The 23,639-nt window shown below is 44.0% G+C and carries 18 protein-coding genes and 2 pseudogenes; 7 read left to right on the top strand and 13 right to left on the bottom strand.

Annotation, left to right across the window (positions count from 1 at the left end):
- The first annotated feature begins 27 nt into the window (after nt 1-27).
- On the top strand, nt 28-768 hold the full coding sequence (locus TW84_RS12720; protein ID WP_045976011.1) for a substrate-binding periplasmic protein: 741 nt from the start codon (nt 28-30) through the stop codon (nt 766-768).
- Nucleotides 769-938: 170 nt separating this feature from the next.
- Here TW84_RS12720 and TW84_RS12715 read toward each other — a convergent pair whose 3' ends face one another.
- The 7 genes from TW84_RS12715 to dalD all read right to left on the bottom strand — a co-directional run bounded on the left by TW84_RS12715 (nt 939) and on the right by dalD (nt 8,426).
- A complete protein-coding gene (locus TW84_RS12715; protein WP_045976016.1) occupies nt 939-1,139 on the bottom strand; it encodes a hypothetical protein in 201 nt (66 codons plus the stop codon).
- A gap of 521 nt (nt 1,140-1,660) precedes the next feature.
- A complete protein-coding gene (gene cspE / locus TW84_RS12710; protein ID WP_045976010.1) occupies nt 1,661-1,873 on the bottom strand; it encodes a transcription antiterminator/RNA stability regulator CspE in 213 nt (70 codons plus the stop codon).
- 344 nt (nt 1,874-2,217) lie between these two features.
- Complete coding sequence (locus TW84_RS12705) at nt 2,218-2,865, bottom strand: DsbA family protein (protein WP_045976009.1); 648 nt, start codon at nt 2,863-2,865, stop codon at nt 2,218-2,220.
- Between the two features lie 606 nt (nt 2,866-3,471).
- Nucleotides 3,472-4,143, bottom strand: a complete 672-nt coding sequence (hxpB, locus tag TW84_RS12700; protein WP_045976008.1) for a hexitol phosphatase HxpB — start codon at nt 4,141-4,143, stop codon at nt 3,472-3,474.
- 62 nt (nt 4,144-4,205) lie between these two features.
- The gene (locus TW84_RS12695; protein WP_045976007.1) at nt 4,206-5,480 is read right to left on the bottom strand and encodes an MFS transporter; all 1,275 of its coding nucleotides are present in this window, start codon (nt 5,478-5,480) and stop codon (nt 4,206-4,208) included.
- 108 nt (nt 5,481-5,588) lie between these two features.
- Entirely contained in the window at nt 5,589-7,049 is a 1,461-nt protein-coding gene (gene xylB / locus TW84_RS12690; protein ID WP_045976006.1) for a xylulokinase, read from the bottom strand.
- Between the two features lie 9 nt (nt 7,050-7,058).
- Nucleotides 7,059-8,426, bottom strand: a complete 1,368-nt coding sequence (gene dalD / locus TW84_RS12685) for a D-arabinitol 4-dehydrogenase (protein WP_045976005.1) — start codon at nt 8,424-8,426, stop codon at nt 7,059-7,061.
- 233 nt (nt 8,427-8,659) lie between these two features.
- On the opposite strand from dalD, the gene TW84_RS12680 reads away from it, so the two are divergent.
- The gene (locus TW84_RS12680) at nt 8,660-9,601 is read left to right on the top strand and encodes a sugar-binding transcriptional regulator (protein WP_045976004.1); all 942 of its coding nucleotides are present in this window, start codon (nt 8,660-8,662) and stop codon (nt 9,599-9,601) included.
- A gap of 175 nt (nt 9,602-9,776) precedes the next feature.
- Here the strand turns inward: TW84_RS12680 and TW84_RS24115 are convergent.
- The 3 genes and pseudogenes from TW84_RS24115 to TW84_RS23765 all read right to left on the bottom strand — a co-directional run.
- Nucleotides 9,777-9,946: pseudogene (locus tag TW84_RS24115) on the bottom strand (HlyD family type I secretion periplasmic adaptor subunit); the annotation flags it as partial.
- Between the two features lie 61 nt (nt 9,947-10,007).
- Nucleotides 10,008-10,178, bottom strand: a pseudogene (locus TW84_RS24420) (DsbA family protein); the annotation flags it as partial.
- A gap of 387 nt (nt 10,179-10,565) precedes the next feature.
- Nucleotides 10,566-12,779 carry an Ig-like domain-containing protein gene (locus tag TW84_RS23765; protein ID WP_084720227.1) on the bottom strand — a complete coding sequence of 738 codons (2,214 nt, stop codon included), beginning with the start codon at nt 12,777-12,779 and terminating at the stop codon, nt 10,566-10,568.
- Between the two features lie 552 nt (nt 12,780-13,331).
- Between TW84_RS23765 and TW84_RS12670 the strand changes: the two genes are divergently transcribed.
- Together TW84_RS12670 and TW84_RS12665 are read left to right on the top strand one after the other, a co-directional pair.
- On the top strand, nt 13,332-14,510 hold the full coding sequence (locus TW84_RS12670; protein ID WP_045976003.1) for a MerR family transcriptional regulator: 1,179 nt from the start codon (nt 13,332-13,334) through the stop codon (nt 14,508-14,510).
- A 34-nt stretch (nt 14,511-14,544) separates the two neighbouring features.
- A complete protein-coding gene (locus TW84_RS12665; protein ID WP_045976002.1) occupies nt 14,545-15,087 on the top strand; it encodes a GNAT family N-acetyltransferase in 543 nt (180 codons plus the stop codon).
- Between the two features lie 243 nt (nt 15,088-15,330).
- Here the strand turns inward: TW84_RS12665 and purU are convergent, their stop codons facing one another.
- Nucleotides 15,331-16,191, bottom strand: a complete 861-nt coding sequence (gene purU, locus TW84_RS12660; RefSeq protein ID WP_045976001.1) for a formyltetrahydrofolate deformylase — start codon at nt 16,189-16,191, stop codon at nt 15,331-15,333.
- Between the two features lie 283 nt (nt 16,192-16,474).
- On the bottom strand, nt 16,475-17,995 hold the full coding sequence (locus tag TW84_RS24110; RefSeq protein WP_052707922.1) for a hypothetical protein: 1,521 nt from the start codon (nt 17,993-17,995) through the stop codon (nt 16,475-16,477).
- A gap of 496 nt (nt 17,996-18,491) precedes the next feature.
- On the opposite strand from TW84_RS24110, the gene TW84_RS12650 reads away from it, so the two are divergent.
- Complete coding sequence (locus tag TW84_RS12650) at nt 18,492-19,706, top strand: multidrug effflux MFS transporter (RefSeq protein WP_084720226.1); 1,215 nt, start codon at nt 18,492-18,494, stop codon at nt 19,704-19,706.
- Nucleotides 19,707-19,852: 146 nt separating this feature from the next.
- Complete coding sequence (locus TW84_RS12645; RefSeq protein ID WP_045975999.1) at nt 19,853-20,869, top strand: alpha/beta hydrolase family protein; 1,017 nt, start codon at nt 19,853-19,855, stop codon at nt 20,867-20,869.
- Nucleotides 20,870-20,891: 22 nt separating this feature from the next.
- Here TW84_RS12645 and TW84_RS12640 read toward each other — a convergent pair whose 3' ends face one another.
- Nucleotides 20,892-21,938, bottom strand: a complete 1,047-nt coding sequence (locus TW84_RS12640) for a helix-turn-helix domain-containing protein (protein WP_045975998.1) — start codon at nt 21,936-21,938, stop codon at nt 20,892-20,894.
- Between the two features lie 270 nt (nt 21,939-22,208).
- Between TW84_RS12640 and TW84_RS12635 the strand changes: the two genes are divergently transcribed.
- Nucleotides 22,209-23,603 (top strand): BspA family leucine-rich repeat surface protein, encoded by a 1,395-nt coding sequence (locus TW84_RS12635; RefSeq protein ID WP_052707921.1) that lies wholly within the window; start codon nt 22,209-22,211, stop codon nt 23,601-23,603.
- Nucleotides 23,604-23,639: the final 36 nt, after the last annotated feature.

Raw genomic sequence — 23,639 nt, 5'->3', positions numbered from 1 at the left:
TGGGAAAGCGTTCATATAAAGTAAATCATGAAATGGATAGTGACAGTTCTGTTTATGCTCATCCCAGCTTATTCTCTGGCACAAGATATCCAGGAGATAGAGCTCGTCTGTGAGGAATGGCCAAGTTACACCAATAGCGATGGAACGGGTGTCTATTGGGACATTGTTAAGCGTGTATACGAGCCTTTGGGGATCAAGGTAAACACACAAACCGTTCCTTGGAAGCGTGCACAGTTCAGCGTAAGTAGCAAGCAAAAAGATGCCTATGTGGGTGACTACTTTGATGCGTCCAAAGACAAAAAAGACTATGTATACCCTAAGGAGCACTTGAGTATCGAAGAATCCGTCGTCGTTGTTTTTAAGAATGATTACAATTCGGAGTGGCAGTCTAGGGGCACAGCGATGCTCTCCGATAAACGTGTGGCTTGGATAAGGGGATATGGCTTTGAGAATAACGTACTCAAAGGTATCGACATACAACTTAAAGAAGTAAAGGGGCTTGATCAAGCTATTCTTATGCTATCCAGTGATCGGGTTGATGCGGTGGTTGATTATCAGTCCAATATTGTTAAAGCATTATCGAGTGATATTGATAACTATACATTGATTGTGCTTGAGGAAGGACAAAAGTTATTTGTTGTTTTTTCTAATACCCCAAAATCCGCATATTTGGTTGACATGTTTGATAAAAAAATAAAGGAGATGAGGGAAAAGGGTGAGATTGACGCTATTTATGCAAAATACGGCATCGCACCACCATCCAACTGATCGCTTATTTGAGCTAAACCATTACACTTAAGCATCAATTCCAAATAATGGGGCAACTATTAAAACGGGTTCAATAACTTATGAATAACGTCTTGCCAATTCCTAGCAGGGATCATAGACGACACAAAATGAAGCATATTGGGATCAGTTATTTAGAATTATGCAGAAAATCAATTTGCGTTTAAAAAGCGCTCAGCGCTCGCAAAAAGGCTCTGACACTTTTTTTGCTGTTTAGCGTATTCTGGCGTCCCTTCTGTCATAGACTCTAGGATCTCTTTCGCTTTGTTATATTCAGCGACCATCAGAGCAAATCGTTCTTCAAAGTTACTTTTGCGAATTTTATTATTTGATCTTTTGGCTGGTTTTCTCATTTTCATTTGATAGGTTCCATCGTTTTTTGTTTTCGTTCTAAGAGAGCATTCTCGACCTTTTTCAAATCTTATGAATGTTCTCTTTACACTCGCTTTTCTCGTGACTTTCTAGATTGCTCGCTGTCAATTTACGATCTGATGCTTTTTCAACGTCGAGTCTCCATTGATTATGAGATGGAGAAGCGGCCCAAAATCGTGCCTTGTGAGTTGCTTATTTCGCCAGTACTGTCGGACTCATTAAATGAAAAGCTCAGGTCAAAACAGTGACTGTTTAACCTGGGGAGTATATGGCGTTTTAAAATGTCGCTATTGAGCTGATGTATGGTCGCGGACCAAGAAACATTGTTGTGACAAAGATAATAGCTAATTTGATACAATTAACTTTTGCTCTTGAGGTGTTTTTTTTCACGTAAAACGTAATACCAGTATGTTTTACGATTTGTCTTTCTAATCATTTGACTCCTTGATAAAAAGTGAGACCTTACCGTACTAGGTCAGACAATAAGATCTCACCAGAATACTTAAAGTACAGTAACGTCAGCAGCTTGTGGGCCTTTGCCGCCCTGCTCTACGTTAAAGGCTACTTTTTGGCCTTCCGCTAGTGTTTTGAAACCATCACTAGCAATAGCTCGGAAATGAACGAATACATCAGCAGTGCCGTTATCAGGAGTAATAAAGCCAAAGCCTTTTGTTTCGTTAAACCATTTTACTGAGCCAGTTGTTTTATTTGACATGTGTATCTCGATAGATTGATTGTGTTAAAAAGAGAGCTACTAAATAAGGAATGAAGAAAAAGGTATCGCAGGATAGAGATGACGAGTCAAATCGTAAGAGAACTGAGAAGATCTTGAACTAAATAAGTTATCAATAGCTCACTGTCTGAGCTGGTGGCTACTATACACGGTATACGCCAAATAGATACCCATTTCTCTCGTTATTTAAAAAAATTTACAATCTGCCATTTAAAACATCGCTGTCAGCCACTAAACAGCTTGCCGCCCTCTGAAGCACACAAGCTTCAAAGGGCGGCAAGTTTCAGGATTCAACCTTTATATTATATAGCGTAATCTTTTTTGCTCTATTCGCTGAGTTGGGTCGACGATGGGGCAATAGTTCTCTCGATACGTTGACGCCATGCATCGGGTTGACCGTAATACTCAGAATGAGGAAGGGCTGTCAAAGCGCCATTGTTTTCAAGGATTAAGGTCGGATATCCTGTTAATTGTAACTCGTGCATCAGTGAACGAGTGTGGTCGATCTTCGCTTGTTCAGCACCCTGATTTGACTGCATCGCCTGTTGCCACTGCCTTCTATCGAGGCCCAGCTCAACCGCTAACTGCTCAATCACTTCAATACGGTGCACCTGTTTGCCTGCAAAATAGTGAGCATGCTGGATAGCTTTAAGCATCTCCAACGGGGCAACCCCCAGTTGTTCAGCGCAAATAATGGCGCGGGTGGTCAGGTAAGAGTCCAAAATCAGGTCATCACTGCTGTTGACTCTTTGGATATACGCCTCACCAAACCGTACACCTGTTAGGGCTGCTATTCGTTGGTCACTGATCAGGATGTGATGGCGAAAATCCGCTTCAATGGCCTTATTGGCCATCATTCCCCCGGGGTGAAGCTTAAGTTCTATATCGCTGCGACCAGCAATGGCCTCCAGCAGCGACGTTGCGCCATAGCACCAACCACACATCGGGTCGAAAAAGTAGTGAACCGTTACCATTGCGTCTCTCCCATATTTGCCATCGCTGCGATTGGCAGTGCATTCGGCTTAGTAATGCCGCTATCTACTGTCATGGTTAAGTTTTTCATATTAATTTCCTGCCCTCTATTGGGCGACGGCAGAGAGAATATGAAATTAATAGGTTCAGAAAAACACACCAAAACAAACATGATTATTTCTTAAATCGTACCAATTAATTCATCATTCAGTGATGCTACGCCTAAGCTTTACCGTCATGCAGTGATTAGATACTCCTAACCGCCCACCTTGGCCCCCTCGCCCTTTTGCTCAAGTCATCTCAAGTTGAACGGTTACAACGAGGCATGCACAAAGAAAAGACGTCCAAGGACGTCTTTTTTACTTGTGCACTGACTCGTACCTGATCTTACAAGTTTTCTGATAAGTCACGACCAGCTTGTATAGACGACCTATTTGGTGACGTGACTTATAACTGGACAGTTCCGAGTTACTCATTTATTAATTTAGCAATGAACGAATTAATTGAAGTATGGCAAGTCTCGCTTGGATAACTGTCCAGTCATACTTGTACAAATCATTCGGAACTAGGGAGTTAGGCAGACTTTGTCTGATTAATATTCAAACTTATCAACTGGGCAGTACCAAACAAGTATGGAGGTTTCGGTAGCTCTGCAATAAACAATCTAGATTGGCATAACGTTTATCTGCTTTAGTAAATTTACTTTGCTGACAATATGGAGAAACTAAGCAAGTCATCATATTTGCTCTTTTAGCAGCAGTCAGACCGACAAAACTGTCTTCTATCACCAAGCAATCAGCAACATCAACCTTAAGTCTGTGAGCCGCAGTCAGATAAACATCAGGGCTCGGTTTACCATGCTCTTCATCTTCTGCGCTGCAAATCACACTAAATTTATCCCACAGTTTAAGACGATCAAAGACAGCATTGATCACCACGTGGTGCGATGAGGTTGCGAGTGCCAGCTTTAAGCCCTGCTGTGAGAAAAAACTTAACGCGTCATAGACACCCGTCATTGCTTCACCAGTGGTGGAAATGCTGTTACACAACTTAGTCAGAATAAGACTTTCCAACTCTTTTGCTGGCATGGACAGTGAGTACATCTCACACCAAGTACGCGCGATTTCATCAACACGCTTCCCCATTGTCAATTGCTCACAGTCCTGACGAGTGACGGTCACGCCAACACTAGCCAACGAGTCAATCTGTGCTCCCTGCCACAAAGGTTCAGAGTCAATAATTACACCGTCCATGTCAAAAATAACTGCTTTTTTATTCATACTTACCTCAAAAAAATAGAAAAAGTATGGCAACCAAAAGCGTTGCCATACTCTAAACCGTGTTACGCAACGGTAACTTTACTCGATTCAACGCCTCTCGCTTCGAAACCAGGTTGCTCCACTTTAATTAAATAGGTGAAGAAAAACGCCAACAAATACAAGGCAGTATAGGCAATCACCACGCCTATCGTACTGAAATGCGGCAGCAAGACCACTGCAATTGCTGGCGCAAGAAAGTTGGATAGCCCCGCGGACAAGTTATAGATAGAAATCGCTGCACCTTTGTGATTTGGCTCTAATGCAGGAAACACAGCAGCCATTGGTACAAACGCGGCCACGAAAATACCCAGAGAAATGGCAGGGATCAGTGCCATATAGAAGTTGTTTCCAAAGTGCTGAGGGATGTAATAAAACGCTAGGCTAGAAAGCGCCATTCCAATGCAGCCGAACCAGCGCACAACCTTCATCCACCCAAGTTTCTCACCCATGTTGCCCCAGAAGACGTTAGAGAAAATGGTGGTAAAGAAGAACACCGCCCATACCTGAAGCCAGTCGGATGTTGTAAATCCTAAATCATCAACAAACATCATCGGCATAATGACGGCAAAACCAAATAGCGACAGGGTGTTGATAATGCGTACGAAGCTGGAGTAAAGCACATTTTTATTGGTATAGAGTAGCGTGACGGCGCGGCTCAGCTCGGTCAGTTTCTGTTTATTAGTCAAGTTATGCATGTGGGTAGGTGTTTTAACATGACGCAGGGCAATCATGGAGATCAGTCCGCCTGCTACACAAAAAGCTAACGATAACCACAAGGTGCCATATTCGCCGATCCAAGGGATAGTGAAGCTTGGGATGTAACTACCCGCTACGCCGATACCAATAGAGTATACCGTCCAAAACCAGCCAAGCGCTGAACTTACACCCTCACTACGAACGTTGTGCACGATTACCACGATAAAGGAATAAAGAAATAGTGGATAAGCCACCCCGCGGATTCCATAAAATAAAAGAATTAAAGCATAGTTTGACTGGCTTAACCCTAACGTTAAGAACAATACATGGAAGACACACCATAGCAGCAAGCCAATTTTCATGGTTTTCTGCGGAGTAATGATTTCCGCTACCACGCCAGACACCCAAGCGGCCAGAGCTGCGGCCAAACCATAAAGTGTAAACGCAAAGGATGATTGAGCAGGGGTAAAACCTAACTCGGTGATGTAGTGCGACAGGAATGCCAGTTCAAAGCCATCTCCCGTCATAAAGATAGCAATGGCGATATATCCCCATATCAGATTTAGTGGCAATCCAAGCCACTGTTTGCTTACATTTTCCATATATTCCTCGTTTTGTAGGGTAAAGGAATTCCACGCCCCTTTTTCAGGGGCGCAGTCCTTGTTTTTATTTGTGGTTCTCTTTCTATGATCTGGCTGTTAGAGCCAATGCTATGACCGTAAAGCTAAGTCGTTTTGGTAAAGCGCACGGAAATGCTCATAACGCTTACTCAACACAGGCTCACGCTCTGGACATGGTTGATAGACCCGGAAGATTTCCGATTTTTTACACACATCTTCGATGGCTTTGCCAGAGGCGAGGCAAGCCAGTCGTGCCGCACCGAGTGCCCCACCTGTTTCTCCACCTTTGTGAGTGACAATAGGTAGACAGAGCGTATCGGCCAACAGTTGCGCCCAAAACACACTACGTGCGCCACCACCGACGAGAGAACATTGCTCGATTTGTGTGCCACTTTCCTGCAATACACGTAGTCCGTCGGCAATCCCAAAGCTCACGCCTTCAATAACCGCATAGCCCAGTAGAGAGCGATTGGTGGAATGAGTCATTCCGTGGAACATCCCCATCGCCTGAGGGTCATTGTGTGGAGTACGCTCGCCGGACAGGTAAGGTAAGAAAAGTGGCGCTTTGGCTTTCTCCTCCTCACTCAACTGCGCGATGCCTTCCAGCAATTCAACCTCTGTCACACCAACAATGCGACAGAACCATTGCAGGCAACTAGCCGCACTGAGCATGACACTCATTTGGTGCCAACGCTGAGGCAATACGTGACAAAAAGCATGCACCGCAGACTCAGGGGCTGGGCGGTACTGCTCATTAACAACAAACAACACACCAGAAGTGCCAAGAGAAATAAACGCATCCCCCGGATTCACGGCGCCAACACCAATTGCACTGACGGCGTTATCACCACCGCCCCCGGCAACAATCACAGAAGAACTCAGTCCCCACTTATGTGCCACCTCCGCTGACAAAGCAGCCGAAACTTCACAACCTTCTACCAACGCTGGCATCTGCGCTCGGCTGAGTTGGCATTTATCTAGCAAAGAATCCGACCAGTCGCGCTTCGCCACATCCAACCATAACGTGCCCGCAGAATCTGACATGTCCGAGATTTTGCACCCGGTCATTTTCATACGTAGAAAGTCTTTGGGTAACAGAATTGTGTTAATACAAGCAAAATGGCTCGGCTCGTGCTTACGAACCCAAAGCAACTTAGGCGCGGTGAAACCCGACATCGCTAGGTTGCCAGCGATATCATGCAAATCTGGTGCAACGGCTTCCAGCTCAACGCACTCTTGATGACTTCGGGTGTCATTCCACAAAATAGCCGGACGGATCACCTCATCTCGCTCATCTAATAGCACCGCTCCATGCATTTGACCGGAAAGGCCTATCGCTTTGATCGCCCCCCAATGTTCAGCGCACTTTTCTCGCAGCGCACCAATCAGATAGTTTGTCGCTTCCCACCACTCCTGTGGCGCCTGCTCCGACCAATGTGGATGAGGGCGCTGAATTGTCAGCGGTGCACTGTGCGTTGCAACTGTTTCGCCCTGTTCATCAATCACCAGGGCTTTGACTTCCGAGGTGCCAAGATCAATACCTAAATACATGACAGCCCCTTATTGAATCATTGAGTAAGTAGCAGCAATTTTCTCGCGCAGAAGAACTTCAAACTCCGCATGCTCAGCAAGTTCACCAAACAAAGCTCTATTTTGCGCGTACACCGCAATTGGGTCAGCAGATTCAAACATCTCATGCACCGCACTCGCATCTAGAATGCCGTCTTGATATTCATATGGCAGTCGGCCTTTATGCCATTGCAACATAAATACAAAGAACAGCGCTGGCAGCATCGCGGTCGCCTGAGGAGCCGCACCGCGCTGATAACATTCAATCATGGTTGGTGTGATCATCGCGGGAATTTTGGAGAATCCGTCGGCCGCAACACGTTGGTTGGTGTCTTTAGTATAAGGGTTGGTGAATCGCTCAAGCACCACATCACGGTATGTCGGCAGGTCGATACCGTTTTCGCTCAAACTAGGAATCACATCCTGACTCACGTAGTCGTGTGCAATTTGATAAATGTAATCGGTAAGGGTACTTTCGTGAATAAATGACTGACCAACCAAAGTACCAGCCCATGCGATACAGCTGTGCGATGCATTGAGGATACGGATTTTCGCCTCTTCGTAAGGAATGACAGAATCCACCATTTCCACACCAACATTTTCTAACGCTGGTCGTGCATCTATAAAGTTATCTTCAATCACCCACTGGATAAAGGTTTCACTCATCACTGGCGCTTTATCATCAATACCAGTTTTAGCTTTGATTCGTGCGGGAAGATCAGCCGCAGGACGAGGAACAATGCGATCCACCATAGTATTTGGACATGTGGTGTTTGCTTTTACCCACTGCAGCACCTCTTGTTTTCCTGTCAAAGTGAGAAACTCCATCAAACCATAACGGAAGCGCTCACCGTTGTGGCGTACGTTGTCGCAGTTTAGTAATGTCACCGAACCTGTGTTATCGGCGATACGGCGCTCCAAAATTTTCGTCACCGTCCCGTAAATGGTTTGATGAGCACCATTTAGATCAGCATTTAATACCGCATTATCTACGTCTAATGTGTGGTCGGTTTTCAGATAATAGCCACCTTCTGTGACGGTAAACGCGATTACCTTCGTCTTCGCTTTCGCCCCTTCGTTAACCAAAGGCGCCAAGTCTTCCTGCCAAGGTAGGAGTGTCTGAATAGACTTGATCACTTCGTAGTCGCGTTCGCCTGCTGGGCTGACCGTTTCCAGTACATACTCGCCATTTTGAGATCTTAACGCTTCAACGGTCGCTTCCACATCATTACGAATGTTGGCTGCTGCGATATGCCAACTGTTATCGTCCGATTCGAGCAATTTATGTAGATACCAGGCCTGATGCGCACGATGAAATGAGCCTAGACCGATGTGAAGCCACGTATGTTGGTTTTTCATAATAGTTCCTTGTTTTTGTTTAATGACGCCACTCTAATTGATCAAAAAGACAATTAAAGAGCCAAAGATCACAAATGAACAAAAAACCAGTGTTTGGTTTTTTGTTCATTTTTGAATAATTGATTGCTATTGCATTCATTAAATATTCGAGAGAAGATACAAGCTATTGACGCGCCAAAGAAAGAAACAATGACTTCACTCGTGTCATCAGGTATCGAAAATAAGGAATTAACGTGGCTAGAGATGACACTTACAAAACTGACCAGATGGTTCGTGCTGCTTGGATGTACTACATCTCTGGCCGTAACCAACGCGATATTGCTGCTGAGCTAGGATTGTCACGCCCAGTGGTTCAACGTTTGATCGCCGCAGCGAAAGAAGAAGGGATTATATCGGTCGGTCTACACCACCCGATTTCAACCTGTTTAGATTACGCAGAACTGCTCAAAGAAAAGTATCAGTTAGTGGAATGCAACATAGTACCCACCACCAATAGTGATGAAACGCTGGATAACGTCTCGTTTGGTTGTTTTCAATTGATGTCCAAATATACCAAAGACCAGCAGGAGCAAGTCATTGGTATCGGCTCAGGATTGACGTTGAAAAAGGCGATCAACCGTATTGATTTCGAATCACCAAACAGCAAATGTGTAGCGCTTATCAGTGCTATGGGTGTCGATGGGCAATGTAATTACTATGACGATGTGCCGCTGATTTTAGCGCGTAAAATTAGGGCTAACTATTACCAATTACCCGTTCCGCGTTACGCCACTTCGAGCGAGGAACTCAAGCTCTGGACGAGCATGCGCGTATTTCAAGAAGTTGCGCGTGTTGCTGACAGCGCGAGTGTGGTGTTTACTGGCATTGGTTCACTGAGTAAAGCTAGCCCTATCATCAAAGATGGTTTCATTTCATCCGACAAGGCTGATGAGCTTAATCAGCAAGGTGCGGTTGGTGAAATTTTGGGACGCTTTATCAACGCCGAAGGCGAAGTGGTTGATTGCACGATCAATACCTTCATCACCAGCTACGACATGCGTAACAACGATTGCCCCCGCATTGGTGCCGCGTTTGGCGAAGACAAACGTTATGCGATTCTAGCAGCGTTAAAAGGACACTGGATAAATGGATTGGTTACCGATGAGACAACCGCTAGATGGTTATTAACCCAATGACAATATTACCAATAAGAAACTAAAAGTCCTTTAAATCTGTGCTATTAGCTCTATTGAGAGTTCATAAACTAATAATAGGAGCCACCCTTAATCTTTAGCCTGCGTGCTTACCTTGATTACTAATACTAGTCTTCATGAACCGTTCTGAACAAAGAAATGGTTGTGATTCCCTGAGTTATCTTTCTCCAAATGCAACACTGATATTGGTATAAATTGGCTTCCAAAGGTAATAAAAAAACTGACTTCTCGCCTGTTGTGATATCTACCTCACCCGTCATGCCAGGCAAGATAGAAAAAACATTCAGGGTTATCGCGGAACTATGGCGTTTCTACTGACACGACCAAGTCACAAAACGACTGTAATCAAACGCATCAATCTTGATTCGAGTTGGCTGCCCCACATTCACGAAACCAATATCTCTTGGCGAAAATCCGCTTCAATGGCCTTATTGGCCATCATTCCCCCGGGGTGAAGCTTAAGTTCTATATCGCTGCGATCAGCAATGGCCTCCAGCAGCGACGTTGCGCCATAGCACCAACCACACATCGGGCCGAAAAAGTAGTGAACCGTTACCATTGCGTCTCTCCCATATTTGCCATCGCTGCGATTGGCAGTGCATTCGGCTTAGTAATGCCGCTATCTACTGTCATGGTTAAGTTTTTCATATTAATCTCCTGCCCTCTATTGGGCGACGGCAGAGAGAATATGAAATTAATAGGTTCAGAAAAATACACCAAAACAAACATGATTATTTCTTAAATCGTACCAATTAATTCATCATTCAGTGAATTACCACCCACCTTGGGCTCCTCGCCCTTTTGCTCAAGCCATTTCAGGTTTAATGGTTACAGGGAGGCATTTAAAACGAAAAGACGTCCTTGGACGTCCTTGGACGTCTTTTTACTTTTTTATACGCCTTTGTGGTGAGATCGAAGAGTGAATTCGTGGCTCCAACCCCACTCTCTAAGGATATGAGACACACGAAGCGAAGAAAGAAATATCCTTTTCGTAGTAGCCCCATTTCGCTTTTTCGTATTGCTTGTCGTAGAAATGGGCGGCCCGTTTGTGTGCATGACCTTCCCAAGGGCTCTCGCTTGAGGACCAGTAACGATTAGTATTATTCCACCGTTTAGGGAACTCATTCTCATATAAACCACGCAATAAATGAATCGATGGTAAATTCCAATTAGTTCGTCCGTGTAGACTCATATCACTGTATTTGGAGCACAGATGCATTGCTTTGGAATGGTCAAAGGTGTAAAACATCCCTTTAGTGCCACTGGTGTAACGACCTCCACCTAGGCCGACACTGTTAAGGTAGGCTACCGAAGGGGTACTGGTATAAAATACACCATGGCCAACATTCAAGATGTAAATGCACTTACCCGTCACATTGGTACCATCGCCACTACACACGTTAACTTCAACGCTGTCTGTAAAACCGTCGACAACAGCCGTTATTGTGGTGCTCCCTTCACGCAGCGCTGTGACCAAACCATTGGCAGTCAATGACGCAATGTGACTGTTTTCAGGTGGCCGCCAAGTCACAGAATCACTAACATTGGAGGAACTACCATCACTATAATGTGCGGTAGTTTTCATTAATTGGGTGTTATTCACCATCAAACCCACTGCCTTAGGAGAAAAAGTCAGGTCCGTTATGATCTTATTGGTGACCTCAACGTCAACCGTGTTACTGGTAACTTGATCTTTCACCGCATTAATTGTGGTGACGCCGACCTCTACTCCCGTCACTTTACCCTCAGGGGTGACAGATACGGTACTTGTATCGATGGGCAGCCACGTCACGGAGTCACTGATGTCTGAAGAGGTATCATCACTGTATGTGGCTATCGCTGTCAGTGGTTGTTGTAATCCTTTGGCAAGACTAAGTGTCTCTGGCGACACGTCGATGGCAGTGATTACAGCACCGGTAACGTCAACTTCAATGGTATTACTGGTGACGCCATCTTTAGTCGCAGTCACTGTGGTTGTACCAACTCGCCCTCCAATCACCTGCCCTTCAGGAGTCAACGTCGCAGTATTCGTGTTGACGGGAATCCAAGTAGCAGAACGACTGATGTCAGATGAGGTGCCATCGCTATAATCAGCGATGGCCGTCAACTGTTGGCTCAAGCCTTTGGCAACCGTGACCTTTAGTGGGGTGATGCTGATATTGCTGATCACAGCGTCACTGACCACCACGCTCGCCACATTGCTGGTAACGCCATCGATAGTGGCAGTCACATTGGTGGTGCCTATTTCATTACCCGATAGTAATCCGTTAGAGGTGACTGTTGCCGTATTGGTGTCAGCCGTTTCCCATGTGACTGAAGCAGTGACGTTGGATAAGGATCCATCACTGAAAAACGCCGTTGCGGTCAAAGGTTCACTCTGCCCCTTAGCAACCGTGACACTCTCGGGTGTGACGCTGATAGCCGTGACTACCGCATCGGTAACATCAACATTGACCTTGTTACTGACGATATCGTTTTGCGTTGCTGTGATGGTCGCATTGCCGACATCGACCCCTGTCAGTAAACTATTTTGAGAGTTCACTACAGCTGTCAAAGGTTCGGAAGATGTCCAAGTAACGGAATCACTGATGTTCGCTGATAGGCCATTGTTGTATGTGGCGGTGGCGGTTAACACTTCGCTAAAACCTTTGGCGACACTCACCGCCGAAGGGGTGACGATGATATCGGTGATCTCTACTTCAGTGACCTTAACATCGACGGAGTTACTGGTGAGGTTATCATGGCTAAAAGAAACGGTAATGTTCCCCTGCGCTTTGCCCTTTATAACACCAGATTGAATAAACTCCCCCAACTCACTATCACTGGAATACCAATCATTGAGGCTCAATTCCTCAGTCAACACTTTGGACTGGCCATTCGAGTATTCACCCACGGCAATGAAAGATTGCTCATTGCCTACGATGAGTGTTAACTCGCTGGTCCCTTTGGTTTCTATCGGCGAGGCGGTCAGCGTTAGCCTTTCTAATTGGGCGGTGCTATCGGTTGGGTTTGGTGCCGAAATTTTAGAAGGTGGCGACGAAGAGCTGGCTCCCTCTTCTCCCCCTGATCCACCACAACCAGAAAGGAACAGCCCGACTAAGGTTAAGGTCATGAGCAATCTCCACTCCCTAACCTTAACCTTGCGTTGTTGTTTACCCATTTCAGTTTCCCCTTGAGTTTAATTGGTTTTAATCAAAAAGATTAAAAATCAATCCAAGGGCTGATTTGATTAATTAATGGGTAATTTATTGAATACAAATAATCAATGCATTTTATAAAAATGATCAATATGAATTATTAATTTATTTCAATGACTTTTAGTGTTAGGGCTAATAGTAGAGTAACGGCTTAGTTTAAGAGATAAACCTCTTTACTGAGGTAGAATGTCGCTTTGTGGGTAGGCTAATGTGTACTGACTCATACTCGATCTTATAAATTCGCTGATAAGTCACGACCAGCTTATACATAATGCCTATTGATGCCGTGACTTATAACTGGACAAAACTATTTTAGGTAGTTTGCTAATTTAACTATTCATAAATAAGTTCTGGTATTGAAAACTGGCTAATATCTCTAAATCGTCCGCAGTCCTCATTACTCTCATCTCACTTCTGCCACTGTTGGTGAAAAAATCGAACAAGTCTACTTGACCTGTCTACAACTCTACAGTTCATACTATCCAAATACTAAGAACACTTAGGTCACCTCTCACATGTACTTGATTTCGGAATTGGCAGCAAAGGCTGGTATATCTCGCACCACCTTACTCTATTACGAGAAGTTAGGGCTGATTACCGGTCAGCGTCTTGATAATGGATATCGCTATTACAGCGAAAGCGATTTGCAACGACTGTATTTGATTCAGCAACTTCAAAGCGCAGGTCTCTCATTGAAAGAGTGCGAACAATGCTTGGACGCGAAGTTAAGTAGAAGCTTATTGGAAAATCGACTGACGCAACTCAACCATGAAATTGATAAAAAAATCCAAGCTCGTGAGTTGCTACTGGCACTACTTGGGGAGCGTCCACAAAGAGAGTTACACCATTTTCTCAGTCAAAGGGCGCCTAGCGCTTACTTAAACTGGTTAAGTAAGCAGGGTTACAGTGAAAAAGAAGCACTCAGATTGAAGTGGTTATCAAAAGATATGAACGAACACGAGAGTTACATGAAAGACTTTATGACGGTCTTTGCAACATTAGAAAGATGGGGGCCAGGGAGTCACAAGGACTCGTTAAAAGCGATTTCATTAATGTCACCTCAGGCAATGACCGATATTTTAGACATTGGTTGTGGCACTGGCATCTCAACGTTACTACTAGCTAACAACAGCAACGCACACATTACAGCAATGGATAATGAGCCTGTTGCCGTAGAACAGCTGGATAAAAAGATCCAAAACGCACAGTTACACGATCGTATTTCTCCTGTTTGTGCCTCCATGACGGAACTGCCATTTCAGGCAAAATGTTTTGATGCCATTTGGGCGGAAGGCTGCGTCTACATCATGGGAATGGAGAACGCACTAAAACAATGGAAGCCTATGTTAAAAGACAATGGCGTCTTGATGGTGAGTGATTTGGTTTGGCTCACTGACTCTCCCGACGAAGAGACAAAACAGTTTTGGCTGGCAGACTACCCAGACATTCAATCGATACCTAAACGACTAGAGCTGTTCCAAAAGCATGGCTACGACGTGATCGAACACTTCTCATTAGGCGTCGATGCATGGCAAAACTACTGGCAGCCGCTGCAAGACCGAGTTGAGGAATTACAAGCTGTTATGCCCGTGTCCCAAGCGTTACTAGACATTAAGAAAGAGATTTCAGTTTACGAGCGCAGTGCCACAAAAGACTTTACCTATCAGTATTTTATTTTAAAACTTGCAAACTAGAGATAGAGATAGAGATAGAGATAGAGATAGAGATATGAAATACACTTTGTACAAACAAGAACAAACTCAAGAAATTATTACACTGTTCAATGACACATTTTCGGATTCAGAAGGCGAAAAAGAAGGTGCATTGATTGCGAAACTCGTAGAAGACTTTCTCACTTTGCCAACCAAAGATGAGGATCTTTATGTGTTTATTGCTCAAGATGAAAGTGCACGCATTGTCGGTAGCATCATTTTCTCTCGCCTATCGTTTCCTAATGGTGAAAACATATTCCTTTTATCCCCCGTGGCTGTTGCAACAGATTGTCATGGGCAAGGTGTAGGTCAAGGATTGATCAAATTTGGGTTAGCGACAATGAAAGAGAAAGGTGTGACCGTTGCCATTACTTACGGTGATATCAACTTTTATTCAAAAATAGGATTTGCCCAAATCAGTCAGGACGTAGTTCAAGCTCCGCTAGGCTTATCCTACCCTGAAGGATGGATTGCACAATCTTTGGTTGGTGAAGTAATCCCTCACGTTGTGGGCAAACCAACATGCTTGAAAGCGATAGATAACCCAAATTATTGGTGACATTCGATATAGAAACACTTTGGGAATCGCATTTACGTTCTGATGAAGATTACAATTTGTAGGACAAAATCTGTTAACTAGTACTGTAGGAGTTTTGCCCTAACGTGATAAGGGGCAAAGGCGTGATAGACCAATCTGGCTAATGTTCGCGCTATGAGCATTTCTGTTCATTAAGTGGCGGCGTATTGCCTTTCACGCCAATAACCCTTACCTAGCTTGCGTTAGCAGCACCAAGGATTTCAGCTACGAACGTTCAAACACCACCGTTTTATCGTTATACATAAATACACGCTTCTCAACATGGTATTGAATCGCTCTGCCTAGCGTGAGTGACTCTACATCCAAGCCTTTTTTGGCTAAATCTTCTGGATAATAGGTGTGGTCAACCGTCTCTAGGCCTTGAGTAATAATCGGCCCTTCATCAAGGTCATCACTCACGTAGTGGGCAGTGGCACCCACCAGCTTAACGCCTTTGTTGTAAGCTTGATGATAAGGTTTTGCCCCTTTGAAACCAGGTAATAGCGAGTGGTGAATATTGATCGCCCTACCCGACCATCGGCTGCACATATCGTGTGACAACACCTGCATGTATCGTGCAAGCACTAATAGCTCACATTCGGTTTCATCGAGCACAGACTGCACCAAGGCTTCTTGCTGGGGTTTGGTTTCCGCCGAAATGGGAAAATGGTGATAAGGGATATCATGCCATTCCACTAAAGACTGCAAATCTGGATGATTGGATATTACCGCTTTGATATCCACTTTAAGATTGCCTGTACGGTAGCGATACAGCAGATCATTGAGGCAGTGATCGTACTTAGACACCATGATCACCACTTTGGGTCGATAGTCAGAAGGGGTTAGTTCCCAGTCCATATCAAACTCTGATGCCCGCACTGAAAAGGCTGAATCAAAGGATTCTCTATCGAGTTCTTGACCACTTTGGACACTGAATACGGCGCGAATAAAGAAACGTTGGTTGAGCGTGTCATCAAATGAGTTTAACTCTTTGATGTAGCATTCAAATTGCAATAAAAATCGTGTGACAACATCGACTGTCCCTGCGCGACTCGGGCAGCTGGCGGTTAAGATATAGGTTTTCATCTTGTTTCCCAACGCTGTATTCCACAGCTTTTTCGTTCCTATTTGACATACCGCGACCTAACTTGCGCTGTACGACTCTGTTTTTGCCTATTCTAAGTCGATTTCACTCAAAAACATCAGTGCGATGCCACAATCTTGATCCGCATCGAACAGCTTGCTTGAATACTGACCGGAAAGCACCGGGAAAACTCATCATAAGATGCGCCAACTCATGCCAAAACAAAAACAACAAGGCGAGCCCAAAACTCGCCTTACCCTTTTCGCATTCACTCTGCCGCAAGCGTTATTCTGATAAGGGGTTATCGTCCGTTATTTCAACGGAAACAAGCATAAAATGGTGCCTTTTGTTGTATTTATACATTGCCATTAACAACACAAGCAGTGGCATAACCAATACTGGCCTTGGGAACATCATCATCAAAATACCAGAGAAAATGGTCAACATCTCACCAAGCAATAAGACACCATTTTGTGATTTGGTATAGAGCGCAGAACCTGGGAGGAGTTTAAACTTGGCTTGCATGAAAATACCCTTGTACAGCTGTATATCCAGTTCCCCTGCTGTCGGTTTCACACTCTTGACCCGAATGGTGTACCAGTTGCCATTAATAAAATAAACCGTTCTGTGTACTTGGGAGAAACTTATTTTATAGTGATCGACGGCTTTGCCATTGACTGTAATGTCGAGCGTGCCTTTAAAGCTGAATTTCATTTCTACTTTTTGGTCATCGACAACGAAGCTGCACTGGTGATTGCCTACTACAAAACTGGGCTTCATTTTGTATAAGACATTCGCATTTTTTACACAGCCGATTTCTTCTGGTACTTCATTTTCATCATGTGCGGAAATGAAAAAGTTAGACTCTAAGCCATTGTCAGTTAAATGTTCGGAAAGTGATGTCCTTAATTGTTCGAAGTAGCGGTCAGCATCAGGTAGAAAGACGTTCCTCTCTGTTGCTATTAAGATAATCGGAGTATGGTCTTGGCATATCATCGTCATTTTGATTTGACCAGAGACAGCCCGACTTGCGCCAGAAGCATGTGGATGAGCGGGGAGCAAATGCTCATTATCCATCCATTCGTAGACTATTTTACCTATATCATCGAAGCTGATGGTGCTAGAAGACGGCACGGGTATCCCTATTGTGAATCCCGTATGGGTACAATCCTGTTCCGTCACTTCATCATCTAGGTTATTCAGGTAACTCGCTCGAAGGTTAAACGGGCTGGTATGAAAATCTCCGGACATGGGCACATGAATATCAAACGCCTCAAGCAATCCAGTCCCATGCTTGTTGGCATACCTTAATGCCGAAAGCAAACCGTTTGGCTCGTCAAACTCGACAACCGCACTCAACTCTTCGCTGCACAGTTGCTCAAGTAGTGCGCCGACGTTCTCTTCTTTTACATAGACCCCTGAACGATAGTTAGGACTATACGAATCACCACAATGTTTAACCGTTGGAAAACATACAGAGAACTCATCAAATAGCGCTAAAAGAGATCTAGAACACGCGCTGTTCGCGGCAATATCGATAAGAGATTGCCCCCTGTCGTAATAGTAAGGGCGTAGGTAAGCCAAAATGCTACACGCTGCAAACCCCAAATAGGCGTCAAAGGGTTGCTCTTCATTCTGATTTACAACCGTGCTGTATAAGTTGTCTCTTAGAAACTCTCGGTCTTGTTTAGATTGAGTTAATAGCGCGACTCTTTCATCGAGTAGATTCGGGTCCCTTACGACATCATCAATAAAATAATCAATGTCTTGTTTTCTCACAGGCACATAAGCAGTATCTAACCCCAAGACTTCTCTCCTTAGATAGGTTTATTTTGCCGGGTGAGTGTAAGCAGTTTTAAGCGTAAAATCAGTATTATTTTATAAATTTATTATTTGCTGTCATCCAGCTCGAAAACGCGATAGCAACGATAATAGAAATCAGTAATAAAAAGTTTTGCGGCGTTTTCTAGCTCGCATTCGGTGCACTCATAGCAGCCAAATCCTGATTGGTAATCTTGCTTCTCTTGAATCACAAATCACGAACATCTCTGAAGAAGTTTAAATGACACGACTTTCATTGTTTACATAAAGCAGTATAAAAATGCAAATCAACGCCTTGCATTCTTAAAACATTATGTTACATTCGCTCGATACTTGATCACAACCAAGTGACGGGAATAACAACTCTGCGTAACACTCCTCTCTACTACGCGCATCCCAACATCAAATTTAATTCTAAGCCTACCCTGCTCTGCAGCGTCTGCGCTTATAACTTTTATAATAACAACGCATTGGATTAACTATGTTTCCCATCTCTCATGAGGGAAAGTGGTTTCGATTTTTAATGGTATTCATATTCCTTGGTGCTGCCATGGAAACGGATATCTATCTACCCACATTCCCCGATATATTAAATGACTTCAACACCGACGCGGTGATGGTGCAACGCATTCTGAGCTATAACTTTATTGGTATCTGTATTGGTTCCTTGCTCTACGGACCACTATCGGATCATTTTGGTCGCCGAAAGATACTAATGTTTGGTTTTAGTGTCTTTCTTACCGCTAGTATCGCCTGCATTTTTGCCTCGACTATCGAGCAATTATTAGCGTTTCGACTACTCCAAGGCTTCGGCAGTTCGGCGTGTGTGATCGTCGGCACCGCAATGATATTTGATCTGTTCGATGAAGATTCAGCCGCTAAACTGATTGCCGATCTCAACACGTTAGTGGTCAGCTTGATGGCTTTTGCACCTCTTATTGGTGGCTGGATAAGCCTTCATATGGGGTATAAAGCAAACTTTGTCTTTATTGCCATTTTAGTACTGCTTTCTGCGGTCAAATGCTTCTTCTTCTTACCTGAATCTTTGAGTACAGATAAACGAAAGAAGGTCGCACCTAAACGAATAATAAGCGACTACAAAACCGTATTGTCTTCTTCTGCCTTTTGGTACAACACGCTTGTGACGAGCTTAATTCTTGCTGCCTATATGATTTATGTTTCCAACATGTCGTTATTGTATATAGAGCAATTAGAAGTCAGCCCCGAACGCTTCCCGTTTTTCCAAATGGCAACACTGGGCACATTCGTCTTGGTGAGTTTGAATAACGCACGCTTAATCGACAGGTTCGGTATCGATAAATTAAAAAGCACTGGGCTTGGCTTAATATTTACCACCACGCTCGTCTTTTTCTTATTACCGTCCGAGCAACTCAACTCACCATTTATCTTAACAGGAACGATGTGCTTGTTTTCAATAGGTGCAGGGTTATCGATTGGATTGTTCTTTGCGAAATCGATGCAAGTTTTCCCGGATCTAACGGGAATCGCAGCATCACTCGTGACAGCTATTCGCCTATTTATCGTTTCTGCCGCGATTGATTTAGGCAGTAATGCGTATGAAGGGACGTCGGAGTCAGTCATACATGTGATGACCGCCGTCGTTATCTTTTTAGCGGCTATCTCATCAGTCAATTACTGGCGTCAAAGCCAATTGAAGCAGGCTGAGAGCTCTTGACTAATCAGCTCAACTACGAAAAGTAGGTAAAGTCGCTAACTTAGGTCCTCGAATACGATTTAGGTCGTCCTAGATCGTGTTTGAGGTCTCGTAATACCTAGCCTTGGCTCATATTGGCACTCATCATCTCAATTGGAGCTAAAACCATGAAATGGACACATTGGCTGTTTGTATCGATTCTTTTTCTTTCTCGTTGTGCCCTCGCCACTGGTGTGGGGTTCACACAAATCACCTTAACTGACGATCCTCAACGCCCTCTGGGTACTGCCATTTGGTATCCGACAAACGAGATGTCACATTCAACCTTGATTGGCGATAACCCAGCCTTCGTCGGCACGCATGTCATTAAAGGTGCCCAGATCCTATCCAACACTTTTCCGGTGGTGCTGTTATCACACGGCTACCGAGGAAACTGGCGCAATCAAAACTGGTTAGCGACCGAATTGGTTAAGCGCGGCTATATTGTCGCGGCCGCCGACCACCCCGGAACCACGTCTTTTGATCACTCTCCCCTCCAAGCCGCAAAGTGGTGGGAACGACCTCGCGATGTATCACGTGTTCTCGACCACTTGTTAACGACAACTCGGTGGAAAGCGCATGTCAATGCCGACGATATCACGGCGATAGGACACTCATTAGGCGGCTGGACGGTGATGCAATTAGCCGGTGCTAAGGTGGACAGAGCAACCTTCAAGTCTGATTGTTTGAACTACCCGAACCCACGTACTTGTGGCCTTGCTACAGAGCTAGGGCTAGCGAGCATTCAAGCTCAAGAACCAAACCTGAAAACGCTGCAGGATAGGCGGATCAAGCGTGTGGTTAGCCTAGATTTGGGCCTTGCTCGTAGCTTTTCAATCGACAGCTTAAGTGACATTCGGATACCAACTTTAATCCTGGCCGCTGGCATCGATATTGGCGACCTACCACAAGCGTTAGAATCGGGTCACATTGCCGAGCACATACCAGTTTACTCAAGACGGTATAAGGTGTACCAAAACGCTACGCATTTTAGCTTTATCCAAGATTGTAAATCGGGCGCACAGTCTCTTCTTGAAGAGGAAGTACCGGGTGATGGCATTATTTGTCAGGATGGCATCGGCACATCACGCAATGAGCTACATCAAGCGATGTTGGACGACATTGTTGACTTTCTCAAGCGATAAAGGCTAACCCTAGCATTCAATCTCACTCTGGTGGTAAACGTCGGAACTCACTCGGAGTTTGACCTGTTATCCGTAAAAACTCACGATTGAAGTTAGATTTAGTGTGAAACCCTGAGCTGAGGAAGATATCTGTTATCGTGTCGTCACTTTGTTGCAGCAACATCTTGGCATGTTCAATTCGATACGTGTTAATCACTTTAGAAATGTTTTGGTTATGAACTTGGTTAACCGCTGAGGATATTTTTCTCGCTTGAATACCAAGCTTTCGCGACAGTCTGTCGAGCGTTAAGTCAGGATCGGTAAAGACTTGTTGCTCTCTCATCAACGCATCGAATTTAGCCATGATGTTCGATACTGCTTGTACTTGGTCTTTATCCAAATGCCCCGTCGACGTAACCGTCGTATCGATTTGTTGAGGAGAGGATATTGGCGGTGAAGCTTGGTGATCTTTGACGGGCGTGCTCACACTGATCACTATCACCGCAGCGACAATGACAGGAATAAGTACAAGATAGCCTATCGATAATATCAGGTTGCTGTGCTGCGCGTTAAACCACAATATATCGTATGAGAGCGCCGCATCGACCAGAGCAGAAAACAGAAGAAGCCCGCCTGCCACTCGTTCTGCGACCTCCACTCTGGATACATCGCTTAATCGAACTCGTTCTGGCGTGCTGAATGATGACTTCAACAGCAAACTACCGTAGGTGAAATAGAGTAAGATTAACAGTATATCAACGCTTCCAACCCAGATATGCTGATGCAATAAGCCGCCAACTAGCACAGTAATAGGACCAATCCAGTGTAATTTTGAGCTTGTTTTGTTTCGATGAGCCCCTGAAAAGCAAAGCCAAGCCGCGACTGGTATACTGGCGCCAAGAATGGGTTGAAGAAATCGGAATAAGGCAATATCGACTACCCATCGCAACCCCACCATGGTGATCATCAATGCACACAACATGATAAACCAAAATGGCTTTTGACCCGTGTGTGGACAACGGCATCGAAGCAATACGCCTGTGATGAACAATAACAACGCAGCAATAAATGGTAGGGGTATGGCGAGCATTAATAGTCCGTTTAAATTCGAGAAAAGATCACTGACCTCATGTCAGTCACTGCATTGGCGAAACCACTGAGTGAGCCTAATGATACCTATTGAATACCCATCTATAGTAAAATAACTTTTTATAGAGTCAATGCAGATTAACAGGCGATGAATGGCTTTACGTCGCACTGAAACCTAGTGACCTTGTATATGGAAAGCTTGGTCTGTTTTTTAACAGTAGAATATACATCCATATATAAAAGGTTACGTTTTGTTGAATAAGGGAAGATAATGCAGAAGTTACAGCCAATTCTTTTAATAGGATTATTTTTACTGGTAGGCTGCGAAAAAGAACCAACCCCAACACATCCGCTTAATCGGCAAGAATTGCTTGAAATGATCAAAGCAGGTAGAGACGTTACTCAGGTAGATGTTTCTGAAATAAAAGACATGAGTAGTCTTTTTTCTCATAAACGAAGATTTAACCAAGATATCTCTGGGTGGGACGTGAGTAACGTGACTAACATGTCCAACATGTTTTATGAAGCTAAAGCATTTAATCAGGATATCTCTGGATGGGATGTAAGTAACGTTACCAATATGAATGGTATGTTTAGCTTTACTTACTCTTTCAATCAAAACATATCGAGTTGGGATGTGAGTAATGTGAAGGACATGACGGCTATGTTCTTTGCGGCTAGGGCTTTCAATCAGGACTTGAGGGCTTGGAATGTCTCAAATGTCGCCAAATATATAACTTTTAATTACGACGATGGCAAAATGACTTCGGCATTAACGGATGAGAATAAACCCAAATTTCTTCCAATGAAGGTTACTGTCAACGATATTAAGCATATGCTCTTCTTCAAAGAAGATATATCAAACGTTGATACTTCTGAAATAACAGACATGAGTATGCTTTTTCATGAAATGCATTCCTTTAACCAAGATATTTCTAATTGGGATGTGAGTAATGTAACCAACATGGCGGGAATGTTTCAGAAAGCTGAATCTTTTAATCAAGACTTATCAAAGTGGAATGTCTCTAATGTGACTAACATGAGAACCATGTTCGGTGGTGCCAGCTCTTTTAACAAAGATATTTCAAACTGGAACGTTGGCAAGGTCGAGGACATGAATGGGATGTTTGCTAAAGCAAAGTCTTTTGATCAGGATATCTCAAGCTGGAATGTAAGCAAAGTGAAGACGATGGAAGGTATGTTTGCTGATGCTGTATCATTTGATCAAAGCATAAATCTCTGGGATGTCAGCAATGTTGAAAATATGTCCTACATGTTTTATCTGGCGAAAAAATTCAACCATGATTTATCAGAATGGGATACAACGAGTGTTAGATACATGTCGTATATGTTTCGTGGTGCAAGTAAATTTAATGGCGATATCTCGTCTTGGAATATAGGTTCTGTGGGCTCAATGAAAGGTATGTTTTATCGAGCGGAAAACTTTAACCAAGACATATCCAAATGGGATGTTTCGGGAATATATGATACTCATGCCATGTTCTACGGCGCCAAATCTTTCAATCAGGACATAAGAGATTGGGATATAAGAAACATTAGTACAATGTGGGGGATGCTTTATGGTGCAGACTCCTTCTCTTATGATTTATCCCATTGGGCTCGTGACTCTATTATATACGTAGATCCTGAAGCTTCTGATTTTTAATCTTTCTCTCTACATTTCCTATAGCAAAATCACTTA

Source organism: Vibrio neptunius (assembly GCF_000967495.1).
In the GTDB taxonomy this organism is placed as follows: Bacteria; Pseudomonadota; Gammaproteobacteria; order Enterobacterales; family Vibrionaceae; genus Vibrio; species Vibrio neptunius.
This window is presented reverse-complemented; position numbering and strand designations above follow the sequence as displayed.

What these genes read in the sequence shown, in the direction of transcription:
- purU (WP_045976001.1), bottom strand. Translation starts at nt 16,191, where the DNA reads ATGAAAACCTATATCTTAACCGCCAGCTGCCCGAGTCGCGCAGGGACA.
- xylB (WP_045976006.1), bottom strand. Translation starts at nt 7,049, where the DNA reads ATGTATTTAGGTATTGATCTTGGCACCTCGGAAGTCAAAGCCCTGGTG.
- TW84_RS12665 (WP_045976002.1), top strand. Translation starts at nt 14,545, where the DNA reads ATGAAATACACTTTGTACAAACAAGAACAAACTCAAGAAATTATTACA.
- dalD (WP_045976005.1), bottom strand. Translation starts at nt 8,426, where the DNA reads ATGAAAAACCAACATACGTGGCTTCACATCGGTCTAGGCTCATTTCAT.
- TW84_RS12650 (WP_084720226.1), top strand. Translation starts at nt 18,492, where the DNA reads ATGTTTCCCATCTCTCATGAGGGAAAGTGGTTTCGATTTTTAATGGTA.
- TW84_RS12640 (WP_045975998.1), bottom strand. Translation starts at nt 21,938, where the DNA reads ATGCTCGCCATACCCCTACCATTTATTGCTGCGTTGTTATTGTTCATC.
- cspE (WP_045976010.1), bottom strand. Translation starts at nt 1,873, where the DNA reads ATGTCAAATAAAACAACTGGCTCAGTAAAATGGTTTAACGAAACAAAA.
- TW84_RS12670 (WP_045976003.1), top strand. Translation starts at nt 13,332, where the DNA reads ATGTACTTGATTTCGGAATTGGCAGCAAAGGCTGGTATATCTCGCACC.
- TW84_RS12695 (WP_045976007.1), bottom strand. Translation starts at nt 5,480, where the DNA reads ATGGAAAATGTAAGCAAACAGTGGCTTGGATTGCCACTAAATCTGATA.
- TW84_RS12715 (WP_045976016.1), bottom strand. Translation starts at nt 1,139, where the DNA reads ATGAGAAAACCAGCCAAAAGATCAAATAATAAAATTCGCAAAAGTAAC.
- TW84_RS12635 (WP_052707921.1), top strand. Translation starts at nt 22,209, where the DNA reads ATGCAGAAGTTACAGCCAATTCTTTTAATAGGATTATTTTTACTGGTA.
- TW84_RS23765 (WP_084720227.1), bottom strand. Translation starts at nt 12,779, where the DNA reads ATGGGTAAACAACAACGCAAGGTTAAGGTTAGGGAGTGGAGATTGCTC.
- TW84_RS12705 (WP_045976009.1), bottom strand. Translation starts at nt 2,865, where the DNA reads ATGGTAACGGTTCACTACTTTTTCGACCCGATGTGTGGTTGGTGCTAT.
- hxpB (WP_045976008.1), bottom strand. Translation starts at nt 4,143, where the DNA reads ATGAATAAAAAAGCAGTTATTTTTGACATGGACGGTGTAATTATTGAC.
- TW84_RS12645 (WP_045975999.1), top strand. Translation starts at nt 19,853, where the DNA reads ATGAAATGGACACATTGGCTGTTTGTATCGATTCTTTTTCTTTCTCGT.
- TW84_RS12720 (WP_045976011.1), top strand. Translation starts at nt 28, where the DNA reads ATGAAATGGATAGTGACAGTTCTGTTTATGCTCATCCCAGCTTATTCT.